The sequence below is a fragment of the Micromonospora sp. WMMD754 genome, from assembly GCF_049315235.1.
In the GTDB taxonomy this organism is placed as follows: domain Bacteria; phylum Actinomycetota; class Actinomycetes; order Mycobacteriales; family Micromonosporaceae; genus Micromonospora; species Micromonospora sediminicola.
Genome location: NZ_CP186058.1, coordinates 5463907 through 5480933, shown reverse-complemented (window position 1 = coordinate 5480933; position 17027 = coordinate 5463907). Strand labels below are relative to the sequence as shown.

The following is a 17027-nucleotide window of genomic DNA, read 5'->3' as shown; positions in this document are numbered from 1 at the left end:
CCGGGAAACCGACGGCCTACCGTACGGCCCGCGGCGCGGCGGCGGTGTCCGGCCCGCGTCAGCGGACGGCGGTGGCGAAGACGACGATGTTGTCGGGATAGTTGCCGGTACGCGGGTCGAAGCGCCCGCCGCAGGTGATCAGGCGCAGCCGGGACGCCGCGCCGCCGCCGTACACCCGCTCGGTGGGGAACCGCTGCTTCGGGTACGCCCCGACACCGTCCACCGTGAACACGGCGGTGCGACCGTCGGCGCGGACCACCCGGACGGTGTCGCCGGGGCGCAGCCGGCCGAGGTCGAAGAAGACCGCCGGGCCGTGCTGCGAGTCGACGTGCCCGACCAGCACGGCGTTGCCGGACTCGCCGGGCGCGGGGCCGGGGTGGTACCAGCCGGCGACCTCCGGGCGCTCCAGCGGCGGCACCTCCAGCGCGCCGTCGTCGTCGGTGGCGACCGGGACGATGTCGGCGTCCACCCCGATGCGGGGGATGACCACCCGCACCGGTGTCGACCGGGGGAGCGCCGGGCCGGCCGCGCCCGGACGTTCGGTGGTCGGCGCGGCGGAGGCTCCGGGTTGGGGCGGTGACGCCGAGGTGCTGCCGAGACCGGCCGAGACCAGCCCGGCGCCGGTGGCGCCGGCGAGGGTGACGGCGGTGACGACGGCGACGGTGCGGACCCGCGACGGGCCGCCCGTCCGGCGCTCTGACGAGGACAGATCCCACCTCCGTGCGACGTGGACGGGGCGCCCGCGCCGGCCGTGCCGGCGCGGGCGCCCCCGTTCGACGATGCCGCGGCGAGCCGTCAGGCGGTGGCGCCCGCCCGGCGCCGGCGACGGAACACCACGTACGCCCCGCCGGCGAGCGCGCCGGCGGCCAGCGCGCCGCCCGCGACCAGGACGCCGGTGTCGCCGTCCCGGCCGCCGGCGCCGGCCTGCGCGCCACCGATCGGGGTGACGGTGAACGTGGCGCTGCCGCCGTCGCTGCCGTCGCCGCAGGTCGAGGCGACCGTGTACGTGCCGAGCGTGAAGCCGGCGGTGAACAGCTCGGCGCTCAGCCCGCCACCCGCGGCCGCCGTGGTGGACCGGACGTTCTGGTCCCGGTCGGGCCCGGTGACCCGGAAGATCGCGTCACCGGCGTTCGGGTTGCACGTCGTGGTGAGCACGACGGTGCCACCGACCGGGGTGGTGGCGGGTGAGACTCTGGTGTCCGCCAGCGCGGCGGCCGGGAGCAGCAGTGCGCCGAGGCCCACGCCGACCGCCGCCGGTCCGAGAAATGACTGTGCCTTCATCCGCGTCTTCCCTCACTTTTCGTCCGCTGTCTGCGTGGGACGTCGTTCGGGTGGCCAACTCCGTGACTAGCACCGGTGTGGCCAACACTAGGAGGGTTGCGGCGGTCACTGGGGGTAATTGAGAAATCTTCGTTGCCGTCCGGTGTCCACCCTCCCGCCTCTCCGACGAGGACGGCCCGCACCTGCGTACGGCGTGCCCGTTCGTCACCGTCCGTCCGTTCCCGCCGGCTTCGGCGGAGTTCGTGGGCGGGGTCAGGTCGGGCCGTGCGAGGTCATCGCGGCGACCAGCAGTGCCCTCGCCCGGTCCCGCCGGCGCCTCGCCAGCAGCGCGAAGCACACCGTGAGCACGACGAGATCGGGGTGCCGCCCGATCAGGTCGACGTCGACCGGCGCGCCCGCACGGGTCGAGGTGCGGGCGGCGACCCGGCCGCCGGGACGGGTCAGGACGCCCTCGTACCGCCGGAAGCCGCGCGGCGTGCTCCACCCGGCCGGTGCGTCCGTGCCGGCCCACCGGGCCAGTGGCGGCTCCAGGACGAGTACCGGCGCGTCCGGTGGCCCGGCGGTGATCCGGAGCTGCCGCCGGCCCAGCGCCCGCAACGACCAGGTGCCCTCGGCGGTGGTCGCGTCGGCGCAGACCAGGCCCCGGCCGGCGCGCAGCGTGCCGCGCGGTGTGCCCGCCGTGGTCAGCGTCCAGAGTCGACGTCCGGTGCGGTGCAGTGTCATGTCGCTCATGTCGTCCCCCGTGGTCGTGTGCGTGCGGCTCACCCGGCCGGCGGTTCCGGCCGGACCAGTCCGGTGTCGTAGGCGAGGACCACCGCCTGGATCCGGTCCCGCAGGCCGAGCTTGGTGAGGATCGCGGAGACGTGGGTCTTCACCGTGGCGGTGCTCAGGTGCAGCCGGGCGGCGATCTCCGCGTTGGACAGCGCCCGGGCGGTCAGCGTGAGCACCTCCACCTCACGGGCGGTCAACGCCGCGAGCGCGCGGTCGGCGGTGGGCGCCGGGCCGGGCAGCCGGCCGGCGAACCGGTCCAGCAGCCGCCGCGTCACGGTCGGCGCCAGCAGGGCGTCGCCCCGGGCCACCACCCGTACCGCCTCGGCCAGGTCGGCCGGTCGGGTGTCCTTGAGCAGGAAGGCGCTGGCCCCGGCGCGCAGCGCGGCGTAGACGTGTTCGTCGACGTCGAACGTGGTGAGCATGACGACCCGGGCGGGACTGCCGGCGGCCACCAGCTCCCGGGTGGCGGCGATGCCGTCCTGGCGGGGCATCCGCACGTCCATCAGCACCACGTCCGGGCGGGTACGGGTCGCCACCGTGACCGCCTCGACGCCGTCCGCGGCCTCACCGACCACGGTCAGGTCCGGCCGGGCGTCGAGGACCATCCGTAACCCGGCGCGGATCAGCTCCTGGTCGTCGGCCACCACCACGCGGATGCGCGCCTGCCCTCCGTCCGGCTCGCTCATCGGCCACCTTCCGTTCGCGACTGCGGGGCTCGCAACACCGGCTCACTCCTCGCGCTCACCGGCCACCTTCCGTTCGCGACTGCGGGGCTCGCAACACCGGCTCACTCCTCGCGCTCACCGGGCCGCCCCCACCGGCAGCTGCGCCCGTACCCGGAAGCCGCCGGCGGGCAGCGGGCCGGCGTCGAGCGTGCCACCGAGCAGCCGGGCCCGCTCCCGCATGCCGACGATGCCGCGCCCCTCGCTCGTCCCGGACCGGCGGGCCGGCGCCGCGCCGTCGTTGACCACCTCCAGGCGGAGCACGCCGCCGTCGTACCGGACGTCGACGTTGGCGCGGGTGGCGTGCCCGTGCCGCAGCGCGTTGGTCAGCGACTCCTGCACGATCCGGTACGCCGACAGCTGCACCCCGCCGGGCAGCGCCTCGCCGTTTCCCTCGCGGCGCAACGTCACCGGCAGGCCCACCGCCCGCACGGCGTCGACGAGCGCGTCGAGCTGGGCCAGCCCCGGCTGCGGCGCGTCCGGATCGGACCCCTCGTCGGCGGTCAGCGCGTGCAGCATGGCCCGCAGCTCGGTCAGCGCCGACCGGGCCGCCACGTGGATCGACCCGAGCGCCGCGCGGGCCTGCTCCGGCTGCTGGTCGAAGACGTCCTCGGCGGCGACGGCCTGCACCGCGATCACCGCCACGTGGTGGGCCACCACGTCGTGCAGCTCCCGGGAGATCCGTTCCCGCTCGACCGCGCGTACCTGCCGCTCCCACGCGCAGCGGCGCTGCTCCCGGGCGCGCATCAGCTCGCCGACCGCCCAGCTGAGCCCCAGCGCGGTGACGGCGAGCAGCATGTCCCGCCAGCCACCGGTGACCAGCTTCCAGGGCGTGGGCGCCACCAGCAGCGCGAGGGCCACGAGGGAGAACCGGGGCGGGCGCAGCCGGGCGACGTAGGACAGCGGCGCCGCCACCAACCCGAGCCAGCCGAGCTGCGGGCAGAGCGCCTCCAGGCCGACGCCGGCCAGCGCGGCGACCGCAAGGGCGTACCCGGGTCGGCGCCGGATCCACAGCAGACAGCTGGCCTGCAGCGCGGCGAGGCCGACCGCGACGGCGGTCCCGCCCGCCGTGGTCGGGCCGGCGTCGGACGTCAGCAGCACGAGCAGGGACACGACGAAGCAGGCGGCGGCGATGCCGCCGTCGAGCAGCAGCAGGAACCGTGGCCGGGAAGACGCACACCTCATGACCCGGATGCTAGGCCGCCGGCCGGCCGGCCCTCATCGGCCGCGAGACGGAGATCCCGGCCGTCAGTGGTCCCCGGGACGGAGACCGGAACCGGTCGCCGGCGCGATCCGCCCGACCCGTCGCCGGCCCTAGCGTCGTCGCAGTCGATCCCACCGAACCGGAGGTACGCGCCGATGGAGACCACGATTCCGAGCACCGCCGTCCGCCCGGCCCGCCGCCGCGACCGGCTGCTCACCGTGCTCGCCGCCACCGCCGCCACGCTGCTCGGCTGGGCGGTCGCGGTGCCGCTCGCCGGGGTGGAGCTGACCGCGCGTGGTGGTGGCGGCGCCGCGCAGCGGGTCACGCCGGTGGCCGTCGCCGTCAGCACGCTGCTCGCCGGGCTGGCCGGTTGGGCGTTGCTGGCCCTGCTGGAGCGGCTCACCGCCCGGGCCCGGCCGGTCTGGACGGTGGTCGCCGTGCTGGTGCTGGCGCTGTCGCTGCTCGGGCCGGTGGGCGCGGGCGTCGGGTCGGCGGCGACGGTCACGCTGGTGTCCCTGCACCTGGTGGCCGCCGCCGTGCTGGTGCCCGGGCTGCGGCGTACCGCCGGCCGTTGACCGGCCGGGCCCGGGACCGCCGCGACGGGGGCGGGCGGCTCCGGGCCCGGGCCGCGCGGGTCAGCCGGCCGCGACCGGCTCCGGCAGCGGCTCGCCGGTCTCCAGCAGGCTCTTGAGGCTGGCCAGCAGTTCCGGCCAGCCTCCGCTGCCGTCGAGTTGTCCGCTGATCGCCCGGTACATCTCGCTGTCCGGCGAGAAGTCGTCGTGGATCACGGTCAGCCGGACGGTCCCGCCCTGCGGCACGAGGTCGAACGTGACCGTGGACCGGCGCTCGCCGAGCCGGGCGGCCAGTTCCTCGTCGGACCACCCGAAGTGCGCGGCGTGCTCGGGCTGGAAGCCGTGCCAGGTGTACGCGAGCCGTCGGTACGGTTCGGCGACGAGCACCCGCTGACCGAGGTCGCGCGGCTCGGCGTCCGGCGTGTCCTGCCAGAGCAGCGGCGAGCCGGCCCGCCAGTCGGAGACGAGCGTGACGCCGCCCCAGTAGCGGCGGGTGAACGCGGGCTCGGTCAGGGCCTGCCAGAGCCGCTCGGGCGTGGTCCGGACGTAGGTGGTGTAGACGAACGTGGGGCTCTCCATGGGCTGCCGCTCCAATGCTGTCCGCAGGTCGGCGAGGGCGCGGGCGCGCTCCCGGTGGTAGCGGCCGATCCAGCGGTCGGCCACCGCGTTGATGGGGGCGGCGTCGAGGTGGTGCAGCTTCTCCCGCCCCCGCCTGATGGTGGTGACCAGGCCGGCGGCCTCCAGCACCGCGAGGTGCTTGCTCACCGACTGCCGGCTCATGTCCAGCCCGGCGCACAGCTCGCGCAGGCTCTGGCCGTTGCGGGCGTTCAGGCGGTCGAGCAGGCGTCGCCGGCTGGGGTCGGCCAGCGCCCGGAAAACGTCGTCCACCCGTCACTCCACTCACCGGGAAAAGGCAACCCCAGGGCTGCTCATCCGAAGCATATGCATCCCGGCGGCTGCCTGTCCACCCGAAGCTAGCCTCCTAGGATGCCTGAGGGGGAGTGAGGCCGACGACGATTTCCACGCCGCGGATGTCGAGAACGGGTGGCCGGCTCCGTCCCCCGGGTGAACGCGGTCAGAATGGCCGCACCCGATCCGAGGAGAGTCACCATGGCGAAGTACCTGCTGCTGAAGCACTACCGCGGCGGTCCGACCCCGGTCGTCGACATGCCGCAGTTCGACCGGTGGACGCCGGAGGAGTTCTCGGCGCACGTGCAGTACATGAAGGACTTCGCGGCCCGGCTGGAGGAGTCCGGCGAGTTCGTCGACTCCGAGGCGCTCGCCCCGGAGGGCACGTTCGTGCGCTACGACGGCGAGGGGCGCCCGCCGGTCACCGACGGCCCGTTCGCCGAGACGAAGGACCTGATCGCCGGCTGGATGGTGATCGACGTGGACAGCTACGAGCGGGCCCTCGAACTCGCCGCCGAGCTGTCGGCCGCGCCGGGACAGGGCGGCCGGCCCATCCACGAGTGGCTGGAGATCCGGCCGTTCATGACCGCGCCGCCCACCATCACGGAGTGACCGCTCCGATGGACGAGGTTCTGCTCCGGAACCTCACCCCGGTCGTCCTCGGGGTCCTCGTCCGCCGCGGGGTCGACTTCGCGGCGGCCGAGGACGCCGTGCAGGACGCGCTGGTCGAGGCGTGGCGCGTCTGGCCGGCCGACCCGCCGCGCGACCCGAGGGCGTGGCTGGTCACCGTGGCCTGGCGCCGGTTCCTCGACACCGCCCGCGCCGACGCCGCCCGGCGTCGACGGGAGGACGTGGTGGACGAGGAACCGCCGCCGGGCCCGGTGTCCGGCGTGGACGACACACTGCAGCTCTACTTCCTCTGCGCCCACCCGTCGCTGACGCCGTCGGCGGCGGTCGCGCTCACGTTGCGCGCCGTCGGCGGTCTCACCACCCGCCAGATCGCCCGGGCGTACCTGGTGCCGGAGGCGACCATGGCGCAGCGGATCAGCCGGGCCAAGCGCACCGTCGCCGGCGTACGGTTCGACCAGCCCGGTGACGTCGCCACCGTGCTGCGCGTGCTCTACCTGGTCTTCAACGAGGGCTACTCCGGCGACGTCGACCTGGCCGCCGAGGCGATCCGGCTGACCCGGCAGCTCGCCGCCGCCGTCGACCACCCGGAGGTGGCCGGGCTGCTCGCGCTGATGCTGCTGCACCACGCACGCCGGGCCAGCCGGACCGCGCCCGACGGCAGCCTGGTGCCGCTGGCCGAGCAGGACCGCCGCCGCTGGGACACCGGCCTGATCACCGAGGGGGTGGCGATCCTGCAGACCGCCCTGTCCCGCGACCGGCTGGGCGAGTTCCAGGCCCAGGCCGCCGTCGCGGCCCTGCACGCCGACGCGCCCACCGCGGCGGAGACCGACTGGGTGCAGATCGTCGAGTGGTACGACGAACTGGTCCGCCTCACCGACAGTCCGGTCGTCCGGCTGAACCGGGCGGTGGCGGTCGGCGAGGCGGACGGCCCGCGGGCCGGGCTGGCCGCGCTCGCCGCGCTCGACGACACGGTGCCCCGGCACACCGCGGTCGCCGCGTACCTGCACGAACGCGACGGCGACCGGTCCACGGCCGCGCGGCTCTACGCCGAGGCGGCCCGCAAGGCCCTCAACCTGGCCGAACGCGACCACCTGACCCGCCAGGCCGCCCGCCTCAACACGACCCCGCCCCCGACCCCGCCCTCGTGACCGACGGGCCGGGGTAACCGGGGTGCGGGCAGCGGGGTGGGTCGGGCACCCTGGGCGGATGGGACCGGGGTCGCGGGGGAGCGGCGGGCTCGTGCGGGAGACGCTGCCGATCGGGCTCGGCGTGTCGCTGACGGCGGCCGCACCGGCCAGTCCGGGGCTGCGGGTGGAGGCGGCCGGGGGCGGTCGGCTCCTCATCCGGCAGGCGGAGCGGATCGTCCTGCTCGCCCGCCAGGGCGCGCGCCACCACGGCGTGCGCTACGCCCGAACCGGTGACTACCGCTCGCCGCTGCCGCCGATCACCGCCGCTGCCGCGAGACGGGCCCAGGAGGCCAGCCCGGACGCCGCCGCGCGGGCGATGCGCTGGACGCATCGGTTCGCCGACTGGCTGGGCGCGGCCGACCAGGACGGGCCGTTGCACCGGGGCCGATGGACGCTCGCCGCCGGCATGCCCGGCTGGAGCGTCGCCACCCACTGGGACCGGCTCACCCGGGTCGACCCGGATCGCGGACACGTCACGTGGTTCGGTTACGGCGACCCCGACGACGACGTGCGGGACGTGCTCCCGATGCGCCGGCTGGCGCCGGCCGGCCACGGTCGGGTACGCGCCTGGCGGCGGCAGGCCCGCGCCGGTGTGCTTCCGCCCGTGCTGCTGTGGTGGGTGAGCGGGTTGCAGACCCTGGTGCTGCTCGACGGCCACGACCGGACGGTCGCCGCACTGGCCGAGGGCGGCCCGCCCGACGTCCTGGTGCTCGCGCCGACAGACCAGGGTGCCGACCGGATGCGTCACGAGATCGACGGCTACGTGCGGCGGATGCGCCACCTGGAGGCGGCCGACGTCCCGGCGGCCCGACTCGCCGTCGAGTCCCGAGGGCTCGCCGAGGGGGCGGCCGAGGCGGTCCGCGCCGAGGGCCGGACCACCGCGTGGCCGGTGCGCGGGGGATCGCGGGAGTGGGAGCGGCTCGCCGTCCGTCTCGCGCCCGGCTGGGACACCGGGAGCCGTCCGTGAGCAGCGCCCCGGGGAGCGGGCCGACATGGTGCTGGACCTGACCGATCCGCTGGCCCCGGCGGTGCTGGCCTGGCGGCGGTAATCCGCTCGGCTCGGCGCGTCGCCGCTGGTAGCTTGCCTCGTCGTGACGGGGGAACGGCTCGGCGGGCGCTTCGCCCGCCTGTGGACCGCGAGCACGCTGTCCGCGCTGGGCAGCGGCACGGCCACCGTGGCCGCCCCGCTGTACGTGGCGTCGCGCACCGACGACCCGCTGGTGGTCTCCGCCGGCGCGGCGGTGTCGTGGCTGCCGTGGCTGCTGTTCGCGCTGCCCGGTGGCGTGCTGGCCGACCGGGTGGACCGGCGTCGGCTGATGGTGCTCATCGACTGGGTGCGGGTCGTCGCGCTGGTCGTGCTGGCCGCCGCGATGCTCACCGACCGGGCCGGGGTGGCGCTGCTCTACGTGGTGCTGTTCGTGGTCAACACCGGCGAGGTGGTGTTCCGCACCGCCGCCCAGGCGGTCCTGCCGGCGGTGGTGCCGCGGTCCCGGCTGGAGCGGGCCAACGGTTGGCTCAACGGCGGCACCCAGGTCACGCAGAACATGGTCGCCGGCCCGCTGGGCGGCTTCCTGTTCGTGCTCGCGGCGGCGGCGCCGTTCGCGCTCAACGCCGGCACGTACGCGCTCAGCGCCGTGCTCGTCGGTCTGCTCGCCGGCACGTACCGGGGGGCGGGGAAGCCGACCGGGCCGCGCTCGGCGCGGGCGGAGATCGCGGAGGGGTTCCGGTGGTTGCTGTCGCAGCGGCTGCTGCGCACCATGACGATGCTGATCGGGCTGCTCAACGTCACGCTGACCGCGGCGCTCGCGGTGCTGGTGCTGCTGGCCACCGAACGGCTGGGTCTCGGCTCGGTCGGCTACGGCGCGTTGTTCACGTGCATGGCGGTGGGCGGTCTGCTCGGCTCGGTGGTCGGCGACCGGTTGGTCGCCGCGATCACCGCCACCTGGACGGTCCGGGTGGGTCTGCTGATCGAGGCCGTCCTGCACCTGGCGCTGGCCGCCTCCCGCAGCGCGGTGGTGGTCGGGCTGGCGTTGTTCGCGTTCGGGGTGCACAGTGCGCTGTGGAACATCGTGGCGAACTCGTTGCGCCAGCGCCTCACCCCGACGGCTCTGATGGGTCGGGTGGGCAGCACGAACCTGTTCATCGCGGCCGGCGGCAACTGCGTCGGCGCGCTGCTCGGCGGGGTGGTGGCCGCCCGCTACGGCATCACCGCGCCGTACTGGGTGGGGTTCGTGGTGGCGGTCGCGGTGACGGCCGCGACGTGGCGGGTGTTCGACCGGGCGGTGGTGGCTGCCGCGTACGCCGATCCGGCGCCGGAGCCGTCGCTGCCGGCGGCCCGGTGACACTCAGGGCAGCGGTGGCACCGGCAGTGTGACGCCCTGCGCGGCGGCCCGGTGGGCCAGCTCGATCAGCTCGACCACGGCGACGGAGTCCGCCGGGTCCACCGGCAGCGGCCCGCCGTCGCGCAGCGCCGCCGCGACGGCGGCGTAGAAGTCCTGGTAGCGGCCGGCCTCGGTGGGCACGGCCCGCAGGTCGCCGTCGGCGCCGAGCCGGCCGTAGCGCTCCGGGTCGACCTCGCCCCACCCGGGCTCGCCGGGCCGCCGGCCGTCGCGCAGCGCGGCCTCCTGCGGGTCCAGTCCCCAGCTGGTCCAGGCGGCCCGGTCGCCGAGCACCCGGAAGCGCGGGCCGAGCTGCGCGGTCACCGCGCCCATCCACAGGTGCGAGCGCACGCCGGTGCGGTGGGTGAGCGCGACGAACGCGTCGTCGTCGACCTCGGCGCCCGGCCGTCGCCGGTCCACCTCGGCGTAGACGCGGTCCACCGGGCCGAACAGCTGCACCGCCTGGTCGACCAGGTGGGCGCCGAGGTCGAACAGCGCGCCACCGGCCTCGTCGGGCGCGGCGCTCTCCCGCCAGCCCGGCTTGATCTCCGGCCGCCAGCGTTCGAACCGCGACTCGAAGCGGGTGACCCGGCCCAGCTCCCCGGCCTCGACGAGGCGGCGTACGGTGCGGAAGTCGCCGTCCCAGCGCCGGTTCTGGAACACCGTCAGCGGCACCCCGGCGGCCGCGGCCTCGGTCACCAGCGAGCGGCCCTGCGCGGCGGTGGGCGCGATCGGCTTGTCCACCACCACCGGCAGCCCGGCCGCGACCGCGGCGCGGGCCAGCGGCACGTGCTGCCGGTTCGGCGTGGCCACCACCACCAGGTCGAGGGTGGCGGCGGACCGCCACAGCGTTTCGGCGTCGTCGACCACGCGGGCGTCGGGGTGCTCGGCGCGGGCCTGCGCGCGACGCTGCGGGTCGCGGGTCACCACCGCGTCCAGCCGCAGCCCGTCGGTGGTGGCGATCAGCGGGGCGTGGAACACCCGTCCGGCGATGCCGTACCCCAGCAACCCCACCCGCAGCGGCGCCCGTGTCATGCGGCCGAATCTACGCGGCGCGCCGGCGGCGGGCGGCGGGGTCCCCGGCGGTGCTCACCGGCGGTGTGACAGCGTGGGCGGGTGCACGCATCCTCCCCGGCCGACGTCGACCTCGCGCTGGTCGGCGGCGGTGGCGCCGCCTCCCTGGTCCTGGCCGCCCTGGACCGGCACGGGGTGAGCGGCCTGCGGGTCGCCGTGGTCGACCCGGTGCGCAAGCGTGGTCAGGACCGCACCTGGGCGTTCTGGGGCCTGCCCGGCGACGACCTCGACCCGCTGCTGAGCGCGAGCTGGTCGCAGGTCGACGTGGTCACGCCGGCCGGCCGCCGCGTCCTGTCGCTGGACCCGCTGCGGTACGCCATGCTCCGCTCCGCCCCGGTCTACGACCGGGCTGCCGAGGCGGAGCGGCGGCTGGACGCGGTCCGCATCGGCGCGCCGGCGGGGGAGCTGCGCGACGACGGGCACCGGGTCACCGTGTGCGATCCGGAGGGACGCCCGCTGGTGCGGGCAGGCTGGGTGCTCGACTCCCGCCCGCGTCCACCGTCCCGGCCGGGACGCACGAGCTGGTTGCAGCACTTCCGGGGCTGGTGGCTGGCGGCCGACCGGCCGACGTTCGACCCGGGCCGGGCGGTGCTGATGGACTTCCGGACCCCGCAGCCGCGGCGCGGGGTCTCCTTCGGCTACGTGCTGCCGGTCGACGACCGGTTCGCCCTCGTCGAGTACACCGAGTTCGGGCCGGCGCTGCTCGACGACGCCGGCTACGACGCGGCGCTGCGCGGCTACGCCGCGCTGACCGGGTTGGACCTGACCGCGCTGCGGGTGCGGGAGGTGGAGAACGGGGTCATCCCGATGACCGACGGCCCGTTCGTCGCCCGCCCGAGTCCGCGTGTGGTGCGGCTGGGCACCGCCGGCGGGGCCACCCGCCCGTCCACCGGTTTCACGTTCTCCGCCATGCTCCGCCAGGCCGACCAGGTGGCCCGCGCGTTGGCCGCCGGCCGGCCGCCGGTGCCCGCGCCGGCGTACCCGGGACGGCACCGCTGGATGGACGCGGTGGCGCTGCGCGCGCTGGACCGGGGGTACGTGGACGGGGTGGGGTTCTTCGACCGGCTGTTCGACCGGAACCCGCCGGAGCGGGTGTTGCGCTTCCTCGACGGCGCCACCACCCCGGCGGAGGACCTGGCGGTGATGCGGTCCAGCCCGCTGCTGCCGATGACCGGCGCGGTGTTCGGCGACGCCGCCGGGCGGCTGCGCGCCCGGCTGCGCCGCGACCGAGGCGTGTCTCATGAGCCGGTCAGATCCACTCGGTGATGATCGTGATGGTCAGGCCGCCTCGTCAGCCGACCTGGCGGCCTGCTCGATCTTCGCGCAGTAGGCCGCACGGGTTTCCTCGTCGATCGGGTTCTCGTGTTCGGCGCGCAACCCGGTCCGGCCGTCGAGGCCCTCGCGCAGGATGTCGGCGTGCCCGGCATGCCGGATGGACTCGCCGAGGACATGGACCATGATGGCGAACAGGTTCGTGTCGGCATGAGGCTCCGGCCACCACGGCACGTGACCGGGGGCGTCGAGGGGAAGCGCGTTGATCGTCGCGTCCGAGTCTTCCCACGTGCGCCGGTAGAACGCGATGATCTGATCGCGTGTCTCGTCCTCGGTCGCCCACAGATCGCTGCCGTCGGAGTCCTGCCACCGGGGCAGCGGTTCCGGGGAAGGGCGGTCGAAGACCTCGCCGAAGTACCTGGCCTCGACGGTGGCCACGTGCTTGACCAGGCCGAGGAGGTTGGTCCCGGTTGCTGTCAAAGGTCGGCGGGCGTCGTATTCAGACAAGCCGTCGAGTTTCCAGAGCAGCGCCTTGCGGTCCCGCCGCAGCCTCCCGTGCAGGTTGGCTTTCGCGAAATCATCGATCATGCGGCATGAGCCTGCCATGGGCTACTCGTGGTCTCAAGATCCCGCACGTGGTCCGCAACGACCGGCAGGGCCCCGACCCGGTTCGGCGGCCACCCGGTCGCGTACCAGCACCCGCAGCCGTTCCATCGGGTCGCCGTCGCCCGCGCCGAGCCGGTTGCGCACCGCCGCCACGGTCAACCCCAGTTCCGGGTACGCGAACGCGAGGCTGCCGCCGCTGCCGGCGGTGCCGAACGACCCGTCGTCGTCGACGGCGTAGCCCAGCCCGAACGTGCTCTCCTGCCCGAACACCCACTCCGGCGCGCGGACCGCCGGGGCGGACATCGCGCGCAGCCGGTCGGGGGAGACGAGTCGGACGCCGTCGACCGGGCCGAGCAGCGCCGCGTACATCCGGGCCGCCGCGCGGGCGCTCATCGTGCCCACCGACGGCACCTCGGCACGCAGCACGTCGGGACGGCTGCCGATGACCGTGTCCGGGCGGACCCCCGGCGGGGCCACCGCGTCGAAGTGGGGCAGGTTCGCCCCGGCCCAGGTCATCAGCGCGGACAGGCCGGCGTCCTCCAGCCGCGCCAGCCGGGGCAGCTCCGCCTGCGGCACGGCGAGGAACAGCTCCCGGGTCACGCCGAGCGGCCCGGCGACCTCCTCGGCGAGCACCTGCGACACCGATCTGCCGGTGACCCGGCGGACCACCTCGCCGACCAGCCACCCCCAGGTCCAGGCGTGGTACGCCAGTCGCTCGCCGGGCGCCCACAGCGGCTCCGCGTCGGCGAGCAGCGCGCACATCCGGGACCAGTCGGTGAAGTCGTCCGGGGTGACGTCGGCGGGCAGGGCGGGCAGGCCGGCGGTGTGGGTGAGCACGTGCCGCAGCGTGATGCCGTCCTTGCCGTGTCGGGCGAACTCCGGCCACACCCGGGCCAGCGGCAGGTCCTCGTCGAGCCGGCCCTGCTCGGCCAGCACGTGCACCACGGTGGCGGTCAGGCCCTTGCCGGTGGAGACCGCGTGCACCGGGGTGTCGGCGGTCATCGGCCGCCCGGTGCCGGTGTCGGCGAGCCCGGCCTGCTCCTCGACGATCGACGTGCCGTCGAGGTAGGCGGCCACCTGGACGCCGGCCTCCCGTCCGGAGGTGACCAGGTCGTCGAGCGCGGCGCGTACCTCGGCCCGCAGGCCGTCCCACCGGTTGTCCATGATCAGGGAGCCTGCCAGAGCGCGGTGTCGTCGTCGTCCGGTTTTCCGTCGTCGGTGAGCAGCCGGGCGCGCAGCGCCGCGATCGTCTCCTCGCCGACGCCCAGCCGCCCGGTGACGTAGCCGCGCACCGAGCCGTGCGCCGCCACCAGGTCGGCCAGCACCAACCGGATGATCTCGGCCGGCGCCCGCCCGTACGCGGGCCAGCGCGGCGACGCGCCCCCGTTGCGGTCCCGCCACTCGGCGACCAGCCGCCCGGTCGCCTGCTCGGTCGCCGCGAAGTCGGCCGCGATCTGGTCGTCGTCCACCCCGAGCAGGGCGAGCACCAGCGCGGCGAGCAGCCCGGTGCGGTCCTTGCCGGAGGCACAGTGGAACACCAGCGGGTGCTCACCGTGGGCGATCACCTCCAGCGCCGCGCGCAGCTCGACCACGCCGTCCTCGGCCACCTCGGCGTACCGGTCGGCCAGGTGGCGCCACGGGTCGACGTCGGGGTCGATGTCGGCCTGGACGTAGGGGCGGTGCTCGATGCTGAGGTTGTGCCAGGTCACGCCGAGGCTCTCCGGGGCCCGGCCGCGCTCGGCGATCTCCCACGGGTAGCGCAGGTCGATCACGGTGCGGACACCGAGCGCCGCGAACCGGGTCAGGTCCTCACCGGCGAGCTTGGCCAGGGAGTCGGAGCGGTAGAGCCGGCCCCGGGCGACGGCACGGCCGTCGACGGTGCGCCGGCCACCGAGGTCACGGAAGTTGCACAGGGTGTCGAACGGCGGGGGTACGGGCATGTCGGCACGCTAGCCGCCGGCGGCGGGTCGGGTGGTCCCGCCGGACGGCGTACCCGGTAGGTTGCCGGGCATGGCGGAGGCGGATTCCGGCCGGGTCGTGGAGATCTGGACCGACGGCGCGTGCAGCGGCAATCCCGGGCCCGGCGGCTGGGGCGCGGTGCTGCGCTGGGGCGGGCACGAGCGGGAGCTGTGCGGCGGCGAGGCGACCCCCACCACCAACAACCGGATGGAGCTGACCGCCGCCATCCGGGCGCTGGAGAGCCTGACCCGCCCGGTCACCGTCCGCCTGCACACCGACAGCACCTACGTGCGAAACGGCATCACCGGCTGGCTGAACGCGTGGAAGCGCAACGGCTGGCTGACCGCGGCCAAGCAGCCGGTGAAGAACGCCGACCTGTGGCAGCAGCTGGAGGCCGCGTGCGCCCGGCACGACGTCACCTGGCTGTGGGTCAAGGGGCACAACGGGCACCCGGAGAACGAACGCGCCGACGCGCTGGCCAACCGGGGCATGACCGAGGCGCGGGGCGGCGCACCGGCCACCCCGCGCGCGGCGTCCGCTCAGCGCAGCGGGCGGCCCTCCTCGATCTCCTCCGGCCCGTCGGCCGGGTCGGCGGTGCCGGAGACCGCGTCCACGTCGTAGCCGGCCCGGCTGGTGTCCCGCGCCGAGCGCCGGTCCTCGGCCGGCAGGTCGGCGAAGTCGTCGCCGGTGTCGTCGGTGCTGTGCAGGGATTCACCCGGCGGCCGCAGGGACGCCTCGTACGCGGTGGCGCCGTCCGGTTCGTCGGTGGTGGCGCGGCCGAAGGACTCTTCACTGGTCATGTCGCACTCCTGCCCGAAGCGGGTGGCGGCAAACGTTCAGCGGGCCGCGTCGGGGTGGGTCGGCATCGAGGAGCCGCCGGAACTGCTGCCGGAGGCTCCGCCGGCCATCCCGGACCCGTCGTCCTCGGTCACCTCGTCCGGTGGCGGCGCGTCCGGTGCGGGGGCCGGCACGTCCGTGTCCGCCGCCACCTGGACCAGGGGGACCTGCCCCGCCTCGTCCTCGGCGTGCGCCGGGTCGACCGGTTCCTCACCGTCGCGTGCCCGATATCCCACCGGTCCGCCTCCCGTCGGTCGAGCGCCGTCCCCGCCGCCTACCCGCCCCCACCCCAGAAAAACCCCACCCCACCCCACCCGCCGCCCCCGCCCCGCCTCCCCTTCCCGCAGCACGGGACCAGCGTCCCGAATTCCGGAACGCGCTGGAGATCTTGGTACGCAGGCGCCCCCATGAGCGCCGCCCCGTACCAAGATCCCGGACCAGGCCGTCGGGGCGCACGACCGTCGCGTCCGCGTTGATCAAGGCGTTTGCGCGGTGGATCGCCGTCGAACCGACGCGAACTCCTTGATCAACGCGAGTGCGAGGCTGTCGCGAGGCCGTGTGTCCGTGTCGGTGGGTGGGGTGGCGGGGCCGACGGGCGGGTGGGGGAGGGGTGGGGTCAGCGGGACCGTCGACGGGCGCGGGGCGGGCGCGTCGGGGTGACGGTCAGGGACCAGTGCGCGGGGCGGCGCAGGCCGGGCGGAAGGACCGTGCGGTGGTCGCCGCGTGCGGCGTCGAGCTGGGACTGGTGCGTGAACAGGCACTCGCCCAGGTCGGCGCCGCGCAGGTCGGCCCCGCGCAGGTCCGCGCCGGTCAGGTCGGCGGCGCCGAGCCGCACGCCGCGCAGGTCCGCCCCGATCAGACAGGCGCCCCGCAGGTTCGCCCCGGTCAACGCGGCGCCCCGCAGGTCGACGCCGATCAGCATCGCGCCCCGCCGGTCGGTCCCGGCCCGGCCGGCGCGGGCCTGCTCGCCGGCGCGCGACAACAGCCGGTTGACCGTGTTCCGGTGGGCGTCGACGTCGAGGGCGAGCAGTTCCTCCGGGGTCCCGTCGGTGAGTCGGCCGGTCTCGTCCAGCGCGGCGGTCAGGTCGTCGCGCAGCGGGCCGGGCGGGGTGAGGCGGACCGCCTCGGTCAGGTACCAGAGCAGCTCGTGCAGCGGTCGCAGCACCGCGAACGTGTCGAACATCCGCCGCGCGGTGGCCGGGTCGGTCCGCCAGTCGCGGCCGGCGAAGGTGCCCTGGGTGAGGTGCTGGCCGGCGCCGAAGCAGTCGAAGACGGTGCACCCCGGGAAGCCCCGTTGCCGCAGCTCGGCGTGGATGCCGCAGCGCGAGTCGGCGCGCAGGTTCGGGCACGGCTGCCCGGCCGGCTTGTCGACGGCGAAGTCGGCCGAAGCGGCGAACGCCGGCGCGACGCAGCAGACGCCCGCGCATCGCGCGCAGTCCGCCCGCAGCTCGCGCGTTCCCGCGACCCCGCCGCTCGCCACCACCGCATCTCCTCCCGAACCAACGCCCGCCCAGCCCCCGCCCATTGTCCGCCCGCCGATCCCACACCCCCACCCACCCCCGCCCCGGGCGTCGATCATGAAGTTGGCGGCGACATATCGGTCCCCGGATGCCGCCAACTTCATG

Annotated in this window: 20 protein-coding genes; 7 read left to right on the top strand and 13 right to left on the bottom strand. The window is 75.6% G+C overall.

Annotation, left to right across the window (positions count from 1 at the left end; genetic code table 11):
* Positions 1-58 precede the first annotated feature (58 nt).
* From ACN27B_RS25755 to ACN27B_RS25735, 5 genes are all read right to left on the bottom strand, one after another.
* On the bottom strand, positions 59-709 hold the full coding sequence (locus ACN27B_RS25755; RefSeq protein WP_396822745.1) for a class F sortase: 651 nt from the start codon (positions 707-709) through the stop codon (positions 59-61).
* An 86-nt stretch (positions 710-795) separates the two neighbouring features.
* Positions 796-1281 (bottom strand): hypothetical protein, encoded by a 486-nt coding sequence (locus tag ACN27B_RS25750; protein WP_091574324.1) that lies wholly within the window; start codon positions 1279-1281, stop codon positions 796-798.
* A 252-nt stretch (positions 1282-1533) separates the two neighbouring features.
* A complete protein-coding gene (locus ACN27B_RS25745; RefSeq protein ID WP_422741741.1) occupies positions 1534-2013 on the bottom strand; it encodes a hypothetical protein in 480 nt (159 codons plus the stop codon).
* A gap of 29 nt (positions 2014-2042) precedes the next feature.
* Positions 2043-2738 (bottom strand): response regulator, encoded by a 696-nt coding sequence (locus ACN27B_RS25740; protein ID WP_099160872.1) that lies wholly within the window; start codon positions 2736-2738, stop codon positions 2043-2045.
* A gap of 114 nt (positions 2739-2852) precedes the next feature.
* Positions 2853-3959 carry a sensor histidine kinase gene (locus ACN27B_RS25735; RefSeq protein ID WP_422741740.1) on the bottom strand — a complete coding sequence of 369 codons (1107 nt, stop codon included), beginning with the start codon at positions 3957-3959 and terminating at the stop codon, positions 2853-2855.
* 174 nt (positions 3960-4133) lie between these two features.
* Here ACN27B_RS25735 and ACN27B_RS25730 point away from each other — a divergent pair, with 174 nt between their 5' ends.
* On the top strand, positions 4134-4553 hold the full coding sequence (locus ACN27B_RS25730) for a DUF6069 family protein (RefSeq protein ID WP_099160874.1): 420 nt from the start codon (positions 4134-4136) through the stop codon (positions 4551-4553).
* Between the two features lie 60 nt (positions 4554-4613).
* On the opposite strand, the gene ACN27B_RS25725 is transcribed toward ACN27B_RS25730, so the two are convergent.
* On the bottom strand, positions 4614-5438 hold the full coding sequence (locus ACN27B_RS25725; RefSeq protein ID WP_099160875.1) for an ArsR/SmtB family transcription factor: 825 nt from the start codon (positions 5436-5438) through the stop codon (positions 4614-4616).
* 222 nt (positions 5439-5660) lie between these two features.
* On the opposite strand from ACN27B_RS25725, the gene ACN27B_RS25720 reads away from it, so the two are divergent.
* From ACN27B_RS25720 to ACN27B_RS25705, 4 genes are all read left to right on the top strand, one after another.
* Positions 5661-6071: a YciI family protein gene (locus ACN27B_RS25720; protein WP_099160876.1), complete on the top strand. Its 411-nt coding sequence runs from the start codon at positions 5661-5663 to the stop codon at positions 6069-6071.
* Between the two features lie 8 nt (positions 6072-6079).
* Positions 6080-7237, top strand: a complete 1158-nt coding sequence (locus ACN27B_RS25715) for an RNA polymerase sigma factor (protein WP_099160877.1) — start codon at positions 6080-6082, stop codon at positions 7235-7237.
* 58 nt (positions 7238-7295) lie between these two features.
* The gene (locus tag ACN27B_RS25710) at positions 7296-8243 is read left to right on the top strand and encodes a hypothetical protein (protein ID WP_422741739.1); all 948 of its coding nucleotides are present in this window, start codon (positions 7296-7298) and stop codon (positions 8241-8243) included.
* A 124-nt stretch (positions 8244-8367) separates the two neighbouring features.
* Complete coding sequence (locus tag ACN27B_RS25705; RefSeq protein ID WP_355522962.1) at positions 8368-9618, top strand: MFS transporter; 1251 nt, start codon at positions 8368-8370, stop codon at positions 9616-9618.
* 3 nt (positions 9619-9621) lie between these two features.
* Here the strand turns inward: ACN27B_RS25705 and ACN27B_RS25700 are convergent, their stop codons facing one another.
* On the bottom strand, positions 9622-10689 hold the full coding sequence (locus tag ACN27B_RS25700; RefSeq protein WP_422741738.1) for a Gfo/Idh/MocA family protein: 1068 nt from the start codon (positions 10687-10689) through the stop codon (positions 9622-9624).
* An 81-nt stretch (positions 10690-10770) separates the two neighbouring features.
* Between ACN27B_RS25700 and ACN27B_RS25695 the strand changes: the two genes are divergently transcribed.
* Positions 10771-11994 carry a lycopene cyclase family protein gene (locus ACN27B_RS25695; RefSeq protein ID WP_422741737.1) on the top strand — a complete coding sequence of 408 codons (1224 nt, stop codon included), beginning with the start codon at positions 10771-10773 and terminating at the stop codon, positions 11992-11994.
* Positions 11995-12006: 12 nt separating this feature from the next.
* Here ACN27B_RS25695 and ACN27B_RS25690 read toward each other — a convergent pair whose 3' ends face one another.
* The 3 genes from ACN27B_RS25690 to ACN27B_RS25680 are packed head-to-tail and all read right to left on the bottom strand — an operon-like array spanning position 12007 to position 14546.
* Positions 12007-12588, bottom strand: coding sequence for a DinB family protein (locus ACN27B_RS25690; RefSeq protein ID WP_099160882.1), 582 nt, complete (start codon positions 12586-12588; stop codon positions 12007-12009).
* A gap of 33 nt (positions 12589-12621) precedes the next feature.
* The gene (locus ACN27B_RS25685; RefSeq protein ID WP_253866419.1) at positions 12622-13770 is read right to left on the bottom strand and encodes a serine hydrolase domain-containing protein; all 1149 of its coding nucleotides are present in this window, start codon (positions 13768-13770) and stop codon (positions 12622-12624) included.
* Between the two features lie 2 nt (positions 13771-13772).
* Positions 13773-14546, bottom strand: a complete 774-nt coding sequence (locus ACN27B_RS25680) for a tyrosine-protein phosphatase (RefSeq protein WP_099160883.1) — start codon at positions 14544-14546, stop codon at positions 13773-13775.
* Positions 14547-14616: 70 nt separating this feature from the next.
* Here ACN27B_RS25680 and rnhA point away from each other — a divergent pair, with 70 nt between their 5' ends.
* Complete coding sequence (gene rnhA / locus ACN27B_RS25675; RefSeq protein WP_091574337.1) at positions 14617-15186, top strand: ribonuclease HI; 570 nt, start codon at positions 14617-14619, stop codon at positions 15184-15186.
* Here rnhA and ACN27B_RS25670 read toward each other — a convergent pair.
* From ACN27B_RS25670 to ACN27B_RS25660, 3 genes are all read right to left on the bottom strand, one after another.
* Positions 15105-15365, bottom strand: a complete 261-nt coding sequence (locus tag ACN27B_RS25670; protein WP_091574338.1) for a hypothetical protein — start codon at positions 15363-15365, stop codon at positions 15105-15107. The two genes, rnhA and ACN27B_RS25670, sit on opposite strands and share 82 nt — an antisense overlap.
* Before the next feature lie 36 nt (positions 15366-15401).
* Entirely contained in the window at positions 15402-15638 is a 237-nt protein-coding gene (locus ACN27B_RS25665) for a preprotein translocase YidC (protein WP_091574339.1), read from the bottom strand.
* A 380-nt stretch (positions 15639-16018) separates the two neighbouring features.
* On the bottom strand, positions 16019-17026 hold the full coding sequence (locus tag ACN27B_RS25660; protein WP_422741736.1) for a pentapeptide repeat-containing protein: 1008 nt from the start codon (positions 17024-17026) through the stop codon (positions 16019-16021).
* Position 17027 lies beyond the last annotated feature (1 nt).

Coding starts and splice junctions, on each gene's coding strand:
- ACN27B_RS25710 (WP_422741739.1), top strand. CDS start 7,296: ATGGGACCGGGGTCGCGGGGGAGCGGCGGGCTCGTGCGGGAGACGCTG.
- ACN27B_RS25735 (WP_422741740.1), bottom strand. CDS start 3,959: ATGAGGTGTGCGTCTTCCCGGCCACGGTTCCTGCTGCTGCTCGACGGC.
- ACN27B_RS25670 (WP_091574338.1), bottom strand. CDS start 15,365: ATGACCAGTGAAGAGTCCTTCGGCCGCGCCACCACCGACGAACCGGAC.
- rnhA (WP_091574337.1), top strand. CDS start 14,617: ATGGCGGAGGCGGATTCCGGCCGGGTCGTGGAGATCTGGACCGACGGC.
- ACN27B_RS25660 (WP_422741736.1), bottom strand. CDS start 17,026: ATGAAGTTGGCGGCATCCGGGGACCGATATGTCGCCGCCAACTTCATG.
- ACN27B_RS25730 (WP_099160874.1), top strand. CDS start 4,134: ATGGAGACCACGATTCCGAGCACCGCCGTCCGCCCGGCCCGCCGCCGC.
- ACN27B_RS25690 (WP_099160882.1), bottom strand. CDS start 12,588: ATGATCGATGATTTCGCGAAAGCCAACCTGCACGGGAGGCTGCGGCGG.
- ACN27B_RS25700 (WP_422741738.1), bottom strand. CDS start 10,689: ATGACACGGGCGCCGCTGCGGGTGGGGTTGCTGGGGTACGGCATCGCC.
- ACN27B_RS25715 (WP_099160877.1), top strand. CDS start 6,080: ATGGACGAGGTTCTGCTCCGGAACCTCACCCCGGTCGTCCTCGGGGTC.
- ACN27B_RS25750 (WP_091574324.1), bottom strand. CDS start 1,281: ATGAAGGCACAGTCATTTCTCGGACCGGCGGCGGTCGGCGTGGGCCTC.
- ACN27B_RS25745 (WP_422741741.1), bottom strand. CDS start 2,013: ATGAGCGACATGACACTGCACCGCACCGGACGTCGACTCTGGACGCTG.
- ACN27B_RS25720 (WP_099160876.1), top strand. CDS start 5,661: ATGGCGAAGTACCTGCTGCTGAAGCACTACCGCGGCGGTCCGACCCCG.
- ACN27B_RS25740 (WP_099160872.1), bottom strand. CDS start 2,738: ATGAGCGAGCCGGACGGAGGGCAGGCGCGCATCCGCGTGGTGGTGGCC.
- ACN27B_RS25685 (WP_253866419.1), bottom strand. CDS start 13,770: ATGGACAACCGGTGGGACGGCCTGCGGGCCGAGGTACGCGCCGCGCTC.
- ACN27B_RS25680 (WP_099160883.1), bottom strand. CDS start 14,546: ATGCCCGTACCCCCGCCGTTCGACACCCTGTGCAACTTCCGTGACCTC.